Annotated in this window: 10 protein-coding genes; 2 read left to right on the forward strand and 8 right to left on the reverse strand. The window is 36.9% G+C overall.

What is annotated here, in order from left to right; translation table 11 throughout:
* The first annotated feature begins 306 nt into the window (after nucleotides 1-306).
* Nucleotides 307-1,368, forward strand: a complete 1,062-nt coding sequence (locus V7164_RS03980; protein ID WP_335353451.1) for an NUDIX hydrolase — start codon at nucleotides 307-309, stop codon at nucleotides 1,366-1,368.
* 76 nt (nucleotides 1,369-1,444) lie between these two features.
* On the opposite strand, the gene V7164_RS03985 is transcribed toward V7164_RS03980, so the two are convergent.
* Together V7164_RS03985 and V7164_RS03990 are read right to left on the reverse strand one after the other, a co-directional pair.
* Complete coding sequence (locus V7164_RS03985) at nucleotides 1,445-2,137, reverse strand: SDR family oxidoreductase (protein WP_335344072.1); 693 nt, start codon at nucleotides 2,135-2,137, stop codon at nucleotides 1,445-1,447.
* A gap of 187 nt (nucleotides 2,138-2,324) precedes the next feature.
* The gene (locus tag V7164_RS03990; RefSeq protein ID WP_438824076.1) at nucleotides 2,325-2,924 is read right to left on the reverse strand and encodes an ankyrin repeat domain-containing protein; all 600 of its coding nucleotides are present in this window, start codon (nucleotides 2,922-2,924) and stop codon (nucleotides 2,325-2,327) included.
* 369 nt (nucleotides 2,925-3,293) lie between these two features.
* Here V7164_RS03990 and V7164_RS03995 point away from each other — a divergent pair, with 369 nt between their 5' ends.
* Nucleotides 3,294-3,626 (forward strand): aminopeptidase P family N-terminal domain-containing protein, encoded by a 333-nt coding sequence (locus tag V7164_RS03995; RefSeq protein ID WP_335344070.1) that lies wholly within the window; start codon nucleotides 3,294-3,296, stop codon nucleotides 3,624-3,626.
* A 139-nt stretch (nucleotides 3,627-3,765) separates the two neighbouring features.
* On the opposite strand, the gene V7164_RS04000 is transcribed toward V7164_RS03995, so the two are convergent.
* From V7164_RS04000 to V7164_RS04025, 6 genes are all read right to left on the reverse strand, one after another.
* Nucleotides 3,766-4,617 (reverse strand): polysaccharide deacetylase family protein, encoded by an 852-nt coding sequence (locus V7164_RS04000; RefSeq protein ID WP_335344069.1) that lies wholly within the window; start codon nucleotides 4,615-4,617, stop codon nucleotides 3,766-3,768.
* Entirely contained in the window at nucleotides 4,610-5,392 is a 783-nt protein-coding gene (locus tag V7164_RS04005; RefSeq protein ID WP_335353452.1) for an SDR family NAD(P)-dependent oxidoreductase, read from the reverse strand. Before V7164_RS04005 ends, V7164_RS04000 begins: the two co-directional genes overlap by 8 nt.
* A gap of 75 nt (nucleotides 5,393-5,467) precedes the next feature.
* Complete coding sequence (locus V7164_RS04010; RefSeq protein WP_335344067.1) at nucleotides 5,468-6,634, reverse strand: M20 metallopeptidase family protein; 1,167 nt, start codon at nucleotides 6,632-6,634, stop codon at nucleotides 5,468-5,470.
* A gap of 49 nt (nucleotides 6,635-6,683) precedes the next feature.
* Nucleotides 6,684-7,676: an ABC transporter ATP-binding protein gene (locus V7164_RS04015; RefSeq protein WP_335344066.1), complete on the reverse strand. Its 993-nt coding sequence runs from the start codon at nucleotides 7,674-7,676 to the stop codon at nucleotides 6,684-6,686.
* On the reverse strand, nucleotides 7,648-8,664 hold the full coding sequence (locus V7164_RS04020; RefSeq protein ID WP_335353453.1) for an ABC transporter ATP-binding protein: 1,017 nt from the start codon (nucleotides 8,662-8,664) through the stop codon (nucleotides 7,648-7,650). The genes V7164_RS04015 and V7164_RS04020 overlap by 29 nt, the downstream gene beginning before the upstream one ends.
* Before the next feature lie 31 nt (nucleotides 8,665-8,695).
* Nucleotides 8,696-9,347 (reverse strand): ABC transporter permease (locus V7164_RS04025; protein ID WP_335353454.1); only part of this gene is annotated, 652 nt, incomplete at its 5' end.

The raw sequence follows: 9,347 nt of genomic DNA on the forward strand, positions 1-9,347 counted from the left end.
ATATTAACATTAATGTCAATATTCAAATTTAAAATAATTATCAATCTATTTACTTTATCTATAGGGTAAATATTGGAAAGGTGCTAGTTTTTTACACTCCATTTAGTTTGAAATTTTATATTAAGGATGGTTCTAAAAAGGAACTGATGTCCGCAAAGCTCAGCTGGAACTGTCTACCTCGTTATCAATATACTTATCAAAATCAATAAAGGTATTAATCATTCATATTTCCTTCCCATATCCATTTACACATTTATCCACATTTATTAAACTTTATGTAGGATTATGAAGGGAGACATAGGACGAATGACTGATGCGTTAATTGGTGGGATTGTCGGTTTATTGCTGGGCGTTATATTCGAGGATCCACTTAAAACTATGTGGAGAGCCATAACTAGATTTTTCAGAAGGCTTTTTGTTAAAGAAAAGGATGTACAGGATCCCTATTATTTTTCGCTGGGAAATGAAATGACCTCTTTTGTGGTATGCGATGGTGATGGGGAAATGACCTTTGCTCCGGAGAATATTGAGACAAGACTGACCTCAAGCAGACCTATTTTCGAGGAGGATTTACTAGAATTAAAGAATGAAATTGAAAGAATACAAGAACAGAATTTACAAAATGGAGAAAACCACAGCTGGAACGGACCTCTTTATGCTCTAGAAAAGCATATGATTTTACGGACTAATATTAATGAGGATATGAAGGCTGTTTTTACTTTTACTCCAAGTGATTACTATACGTTTAAAGCAATTAATACAAATTTGAACAAAATATTGCCTAATGGCCAAACGATCAAGCAAAAGTACCTAGCAAATGCGAATCATAAAAGACCTATTGTGCAAATCGCTAATGGATTTGGCGTTGCGCTGGTTGTAGTGACGGCAGATGGGCAAACCATTTTAACGAAACGTTCGCCAGATAGCGGGGTACGCCCTGATGAATTGGATATTGGGATTGTGGAGGCTGTTCACCCTTCCCAGGATCGTCATGCTAGCGGTCAAGGGCCCGATTTTTATAAAACAGCCATTCGAGGTGCGAAAGAAGAACTTGGGCTGACTGTATCTGAGCAGGACATTAAGCTTCTTGGATACGGAGTGGATGAGGAATATTATCAGTGGAATATCATTGGAGTTCTATACTGTAAAGAAACGTCAGAGGAAATCGTTCAAAACCGCAGCAGAGGAATTTCTGGAAAATGGGAGCTTGAGGACCTTCGCTTTGTTCCTTTCAAGATCAATTCCATCCTCAATGTGTTGAAAGAAGAAAAGATGTGGTCCACAGCGAAAATTGCTCTTTACTGGGGACTTATACATGATCATACAAAGTCGAGTGTGGATGCAAAGGTTAGAAAAGTATTTGGATAGAAAATGAAAAAGGGCTCCAGAAAGTCAGTTACCCTAACCTTTTGGAGTCCATTTATCCCATATACCCTTTTAGCCCTTAAATTTTATTTTTAATAATAACTTCCGTGACAATAAGGTTTTTTCGAACTTTTGCATTTTCAATGATAACATCCGCTACATCGTCTGGGTCCATCAGGTTTTTCATTCTCTCTTCTGTTAAAATGCCTTCCCAGAACGGGGACTTCATTCCGCCCATATAGGCACCGAATACTCGAACACCCGTGTCGTTTAGTTCCTTGGCGAGGCTCTCTGTGAATCCCCGTACACCAAATTTACTCGCACAATAAACGGACTCGGTGACTTTCCCTTCCACTCCCGCTGTCGACACAATATTAATAATAAGGCCTTGGTTTCGCTCTTTCATGCTTGGCAGGACCTCTTGTGTGCAGAAGATCGTTCCCTTTAAATTAATATCAATCATATCATGCACATTTTCTTCCGTTAGATTTTCTGCCAAATCAAATACACCCAGACCAGCATTATTGATTAATAAATCAATAGGGCCCACTTCCTCCTTAATAGATGCCATCGTTTTTTCTACTTCCCTCTTTGAAGAAACGTCTGCCTCGTAGATCGAATAACTGCCCGTTAATTGCTCAGCTATTCGTTTCAGTTTTAAAGCGTTTCTTCCAAGCAAACAAACATGGCAGCCCATTTCAGAATATTTCTTGGCGAGAGAAGCACCAAGCCCGCTTCCTGCACCTGTGATAGCAACAACCTTTATATCCATGTTTTAATCATCCTTTCTTTTAATGTTAAGAATACTATACCATTTGATTGGCTATGACCATATCGATATGCGAAAGTCTGAACCAGGACGAAGAAGGCTGCGAGTCTGAATTCACCCGCAGCCTTCTATCAAGTCTAAAAATAGTGTATTAAAACAAGGCAAGACAAAAATTTTTAAACTAAAGTTATTACTCTGCCCCAGCCTCTAATAATATTTTCTCGATTTCCGAGTATCCTTTTTCTCTTGCAAGTTCAAGAGGGGTAACCCCATACTTATCAACCATTTGCGGGTCTGCACCATGTTCAATTAATAGTTGGATAATCGTTTGCTGTTTTGGTCCGCCGTCATTAAGGATGATCGCCTCGATCAGTGGTGTCCAGCCGACAAAATTGGTGTGGTTTACATTAATGCCCGTTGTGGTTAATAGGAAACGAACGACATCAATATGCCCCTTTTCACATGCCGGTGTAAGGCCAACCCCTCCAAAACGAGTCAAACACTCTAAATCCGAACCATGATTAATCATTAATGTTACTAGAGCTAAGTCCCCTTTAATACAACCATATAAAAATGGATTCAGACATGTTTGATCTTGCAGGTTAATATCTGCACCTTCATTAGCCAAGAATTCTACTGTATCAAGTTTGTTATTAATGGCAGCAAGTAATATAGCTGTTTGCTTTTTCTTATTTCTTACATTAATATCGATTCCTTTTTCTAAAAGGCTTTTTAAAGTTTCAATATCTCCTTCAATGGCAGCTGTAAAAAAATCTTCTATTAAATCCACTGTAGTCACCTCGGTTTTTTATTTTGTTTCTTTAAATAGATTTTAGGCGAGTTCCCTCCCAACTACAAATCGGAAGATCATCAGCTGAACAAAAACAAAACGTCTGAGCATTAGCCCAGGTATTGGATTGCCTATTTCCCCTCAATATATGTCCATTTAAAGCTGTAGGTTGAATTCAGATGCCGGATTAGGTCATATCGCTCCAAAATGTACAATTATTTAGAAAAATCAGTTAAAATATTTTGAATGTGTAAAATTGTTTTGAAACTAAAATAGCAGAATAATTTTGTAAAAGCCGTTTAACAAGGGGTTAGAAAATGGCATAAAATTTGCAATGACCTTTATTGATAAAATTAGAGGAGGTTACATATGGAGAGGATTCGTAAGATAAGAGAAAGATTTCATGATTTAGCCTTGGATGGAATGATGATTATCAATCCATGGAACATGATATACACGTCTGGTTTTACGGGAAGCAACGGTGTGATCCTTATTTCTGAAACGGAAGCCAAACTCATTACAGATTATTGTTATCTTGATCAGGCACGAGAACAAGCTGAGGATTTTGAAATAGTGTTGCACAAAGGTCACACAAGCCATAAAGGGAGAATTTATGAAGAAGTGGCTGTGCAAGTGAAAGAAATGAAGATTAGCAAGCTTGGTTTTGAGCAGGATCATCTAACTTATGGTTTGTACAAATAAAGACAACTGGATTTGAAGAAGAATCTAAAGAGGGTAAACAGAAAGCCACTATTTGATATAATAAAGAATGACCGAGCGAAATGACGCTCAGTCAATGATGAGAAGATTCCATATTAAAACTTCTATCAACTTAAAACTGTTATTTCGGATCAAAGACCCCGAACTCGATTCCATTTAAAAAAGAATCTGCGATACTGTCTAACCTTGAAAACACTATCCCTTTTTCTATTAAGCTATCAATCCATTTTTCTAATCCTAATAACCGATGTCCACGTCCTGAAACCTGTGGATGAAATGTTGCAACTAAAACGCCATTTTGAAAATCCCGAAGCATGTATTCGACATCACCTGTCCAATTTTTAAACATTTCATCAGGTGTTTTCAAGCCTGGAAAAAGTGAATTAGGTGTTTTTAAATATTCAAAATAAACATAGTCATCTAAAGACCAAGAAACAGGTATCTCAACAACATTAGATGATTTTCCAAATTTCGAAGCCTTATCTTTATAATGTTCATCATCGTATCTACTATAATAGACTGAATAATCATTTCCCATTTGACTGCTATCATAGATGATACCAAGCTTCTCTAAATTTTTGACTGTCCGAGAAGAAATATCCCACGAGGGGGAACGAAAGCCTTTTGGTCTGCATCCTGTTAAGGATTCGATTACTTTTACCGATTTTTGGAATATCCCCCATTCTTCTTCAGAGGATAAAACATTAAAGTTTTCGTGTGCATAACCGTGTAAAGCAATTTCATGTCCATTTTCAACGATCATTTTACAAACATCTGGATAAGTTTCAATCGTGTGCCCAGGTATAAACCAAGTGCATTGAATATTTCTTTTTGCTAACAAATGGAGAATTCTCGGCACTGCGATAACACAAAATTCTCCTCGGGAAACGGAAGTCATTGTGGTCATATCCCTTTGTAGCCACAAGGAGATTGCATCAAAATCAAATGTTAAACATACCGTCCCTTTATTCATAATGATCACTCTTCATTGGAGATCTCCCTGCTGATCTTCCTCCATCAATAACAAATTCAGCTCCAGTTGTATAACTTGAATCATCAGATGCTAGAAATAAAACGGTTTTAGCAACTTCATCTGAATTTCCAATTCTACCCAACGGAACTCCTTGGGATTGCTGCTGTTTATTTGATTGGTCTACTTCTCCTCTATATTTCATCATATCTGTATCTACGAAACCAGGGAAAATTGTATTTGCTCTAATGTTGTAAGGTGCATATTCCATCGCAACATGTTTTGTTAATATTCTAATCGCCCCTTTGCTAGCACCATACAGTGAAACACCTACAGAACCCATTAAACCTGCTGTTGAAGAATTATTAATAATTGATCCTCCATTTTTTTTCATCATCACAGGTATGACATGTTTTAAACCTAGAAATGTTCCAGCCAGATTAATATTCATAAGTTGATGCCACTCTTCGAGAGTCGTATCAATTAGGGGTTTGATAAGAAATGTTCCAGCATTATTGAATAGAATATTGATTTTTCCAAAGTTATCTAAAGTTTTTGCTATAACATTTTCCCAATCACTTTCAATACTTATGTTATGTGGGATATGAATAGATTTACCTCCGTGTTTTTTTATTTCTTCTGTAGTATTGCTAGCTGCTTCTTCACATATATCCGTAACTACAACATTCGCACCTTCTCTTGCAAACAAATAAGCTGTTTCCCTGCCAATTCCATTACCCGCCCCTGTAATAATTGCTGTTTTATCTTGTAAACGCATAGCTCCTCCTTATATCATAAAATTGATTTATTATTAAACTTAGTCATTTGACTACGAAAGTATTGATGGTCACTTTTACTCTTCTATTAGGAGAGATAAAAAGAGTTTGGCGCTAATTAAGATTGAACGCTCATCAACATTAAATTTTGGATGATGCTGAGGATAGTCTGCATCAATATCACTATTTCCTCCTCCAACAAAGACAAAAGCACCGGGAACTTCTTTTAAATAATATGAAAAGTCTTCCATACCCATAGAAGGTGATGGGTATTTAACATTTTCCTTCCCTACTAATTTGATGGCGACATTTTCAGCTTTCTGAATATGATCTGGGTGATTCCATAAAGGAGGATAACCGCGTTCATACTCAACAACCGCTTTCGCACCAGCACTTTCGCATGTTGAATGGCTAATTTGCTTAATATATTCTTCAATAGAATCTCTAACATTATCATCAAACGTTCTAACTGTTCCAGTTATATTAGCTCTTTCTGCAATAACGTTAAATGCTTGACCAGCCTGGAAAGTTCCAACGGTGACAACGGCAGGCGCATGAGGGTCTATTCGTCTACTGACAATGTTTTGTAAGTTATTCACTAATTGAGCACCAACTACCAAAGAATCAATTGTGATTTGTGGTTTAGCCCCATGTCCTCCTTTACCGATAATTTTTATATCAAACTTGTCTCCGGCTGCCATAGCATACTCATCAATAATCCCAATTGTACCAACTGGGAGAGATGACCATACATGGACTCCATAAATGGCATCAACACCATTTAAGCAGCCATCTTCAATCATGGATTTTGCCCCTCCTGGAATTTGTTCCTCTGCAAATTGATGGATAAAAACGACGTTTCCGCTAATTTCCTCTTTAACCTCACTTAAAACCTTTGCAACCCCTAGTAAACTAGCAGTATGAATATCATGACCGCATGCATGCATGACTCCCGGAATTCTAGATTTATATTCAACATCTTTCTCATCCTGAATCGGAAGAGCATCAAAGTCAGCGCGGAAAGCGATAGTTTTTCCAGGTTTTCCTCCCTTTAACCTACCAATAACTCCCCTACCGCCAACTTGTCTTTCAACTTCTAAACCAAGACTTTGTAAAAAATCAGCTATTTTGACAGGTGTGTTTACTTCTTCAAAAGATAATTCTGGGTACATATGCATATCTCTTCGAAAAGAAACTAATTCAGGATATATTTCTTCCAATCTAACAAAAAGTTTCTGTAACATTTTTTTCCACTCCAATTTTTCTTCAGCTAAGAAGTTTTTTATAATCTGCTTAATTAATCAAATGACAAGCAACTAAATGATTCTTCGACACTTCTTTAAATAGGGGTGATTCACTTTTGCATTGATCAATTGCATATGGACAGCGAGTATGAAATTTACATCCAGAAGGAGGATTAATTGGTGATGGGATATCCCCTTTTAAAATAATACGTTCACGTTTAAATTCTGGATTTGGAACAGGTATAGAAGATAACAGAGCTTTTGTATAAGGATGAAGGGGGTGAGAAAACAACTCATCAGTCTGAGCTTTCTCTACCATTTCGCCTAAATACATAACCCCAATATGGTCAGAAATATGTCTAACAACACTTAGGTCATGAGCTATAAAAATATAAGATAGATTAAATTGATCTTGCAACTCTTCCATTAAATTAATAACTTGGGACTGAATTGAAACATCAAGTGCTGAAACTGGCTCATCACATATTAAGATTTCAGGATTCAGGGCCAATGCTCGTGCAATCCCAATTCTTTGCCGCTGTCCACCAGAAAATTCATGAGGATATTTATAATATTGGTCCTCTCTTAACCCGACTCTAGATAATAATTCCAACGCTCTTTCCGTTCGTTCTTTCGAATTATATAGTTTATGGATTTTCATTGGTTCTTCAATAGCACGTCCAATCCTTTGTTTTGGGTTAATTGAGCTATGAGGATCCTGAAAAACCATTTGCAATTTGCTGCGCATTTTATGAAAGTCCTTCTGCTTTAGTTGAAAAATATCTTTTCCTTTATAAAATGCCTCTCCAGCTGTTGGTTCAGTTAATCGAAGAATCGTACGACCAGTTGTACTTTTTCCACATCCTGACTCTCCAACTAAACCTAACGTTTCTTTTTTGTGTAATGTAAACTCTACATTGTTAACGGCTTGCACATACCCTTGAACTCTTCCTAAATTGGATGTAATGGGAAAGTACTTCTTGAGACCTTTTACTTCTAAAAGAGGATCTTGATCACTGGTTTTGATAAGTGTTGACTGCATAATTTTCATCCTCTCTCAAAATGGTTTCATAGTTCCAACATCTTACCTTCTGTCCATTATTTAACTCCATTAATTCTGGAGGATTTATCTTGCATTGATCTGTTGCATATTCACATCTTGGGGCAAAACGGCATCCACTTGGAACATCTTGTAGAGAGGGCACAACTCCTTTTATGACATTTAGTTTCTGTGATCGACCACCATCTAACTTAGGAATGGATTTTAATAGACCTTTTGTATATGGATGTAGTGGATTTTTAAATAGTGTTTTCACATCAGCTTCTTCAATAATTTGACCCAAATACATTACGATGACACGGGTACAAACTTCTGCAACTACTCCTAAATCATGAGTAATTAAAATGATTCCCATATTTAGCTCTTCTTTAAGCTCTTGAATTAGATCTAGAATTTGAGCTTGAATGGTGACATCAAGTGCAGTTGTAGGTTCATCAGCAATGAGAAGCTGAGGTTTACAAGATAAGGCAAGGGCTATCATTACCCGTTGTCTCATCCCCCCCGAAAGTTCATGGGGATATTCATAGACTCTTTTTTCTGGTGATGGTATTCCTGTTAGACGTAGCATCTCAATAGCTCTGTTATAGGCCTCTTTTTTATCGACCTTTTGATGGATCATGATTGCCTCTGCAATCTGATTTCCTATCGTATAGACAGGATTTAGCGAGCTCATAGGGTCTTGGAAAATCATTGATATTTCGTTACCACGTATATTTCTCATCTGTTCTTCTGAAAAATCTATTAAGTTTTTTCCTTTATAAAGAATTTCCCCTTCATATTTCGTTGTCCTATCATTTAAAAGTTTCAGAATGGATTCAGATGTAACACTTTTCCCGCATCCTGATTCCCCTACAAGCCCAACCATCTCACCAGCATTTATTTGAAAGGAAACATCGTCAACTGCTGTAACAGTTCCTTTTTCAGTGAAAAACTTTGTTCTTAATTTATTTAGCTTTAACAGAGGCTCCATAGTAACAATAATCCCTCCTTCGCTGTCTAATTTATTTTTTTGTATGAGGGTCTAATAAATCTCTTAGACCATCCCCAAATAAATTCAGGGCTAATACGGCTAATATAATAAACACCCCAGGGAATACAGTCATCCACCATGCGTTATAAATAACAGCTTTTCCTTCATAAATAATATTCCCCCAGCTTGGATTCGGGGCTGGAATTCCAACACCTAGAAAGCTTAAACTTGCCTCAATAATAATGGATATGGCAAACACGTAAGTGAGTTGAATAATTAATTGAGAAATCGCGTTTGGAGCGATATGAATCCAAATTATTCTAGTTGCACTAGCTCCCTGTGATTTTAGTGCTTCAATGTATGTTTGCTCTTTTATAACAAGTGCAGCAGAACGAATAACACGTGCAACAGTAGGAATCATGACAAAGCTTAATGCCGTAATAACATTAATAGTTTTTGGTCCAAGTGCTGCCATGATTGCAATCGCTAAGAGAATAGCTGGAAATGCCATCAATCCATCACAGATTCTCATCAAAATGTGATCTAAGTAACGGTTGTAAGCAGAGTATAATCCAATAATCATCCCAAAGGTTCCTGAAATTAAGGCAACTGATAACCCTACGGTCATAGAAGCTTGTGTACCATATATAACCCTACTAAATAGATCTCTTCCTAAATTATCT

Source organism: Bacillus sp. JJ1474 (assembly GCF_036965225.1).
Taxonomy (GTDB): domain Bacteria; phylum Bacillota; class Bacilli; order Bacillales; family Cytobacillaceae; genus Cytobacillus.

What these genes read in the sequence shown, in the direction of transcription:
- V7164_RS03985 (WP_335344072.1), bottom strand. Translation starts at nt 2,137, where the DNA reads ATGGATATAAAGGTTGTTGCTATCACAGGTGCAGGAAGCGGGCTTGGT.
- V7164_RS04015 (WP_335344066.1), bottom strand. Translation starts at nt 7,676, where the DNA reads ATGCAGTCAACACTTATCAAAACCAGTGATCAAGATCCTCTTTTAGAA.
- V7164_RS04005 (WP_335353452.1), bottom strand. Translation starts at nt 5,392, where the DNA reads ATGCGTTTACAAGATAAAACAGCAATTATTACAGGGGCGGGTAATGGA.
- V7164_RS04020 (WP_335353453.1), bottom strand. Translation starts at nt 8,664, where the DNA reads ATGGAGCCTCTGTTAAAGCTAAATAAATTAAGAACAAAGTTTTTCACT.
- V7164_RS03995 (WP_335344070.1), top strand. Translation starts at nt 3,294, where the DNA reads ATGGAGAGGATTCGTAAGATAAGAGAAAGATTTCATGATTTAGCCTTG.
- V7164_RS03980 (WP_335353451.1), top strand. Translation starts at nt 307, where the DNA reads ATGACTGATGCGTTAATTGGTGGGATTGTCGGTTTATTGCTGGGCGTT.
- V7164_RS04010 (WP_335344067.1), bottom strand. Translation starts at nt 6,634, where the DNA reads ATGTTACAGAAACTTTTTGTTAGATTGGAAGAAATATATCCTGAATTA.
- V7164_RS04000 (WP_335344069.1), bottom strand. Translation starts at nt 4,617, where the DNA reads ATGAATAAAGGGACGGTATGTTTAACATTTGATTTTGATGCAATCTCC.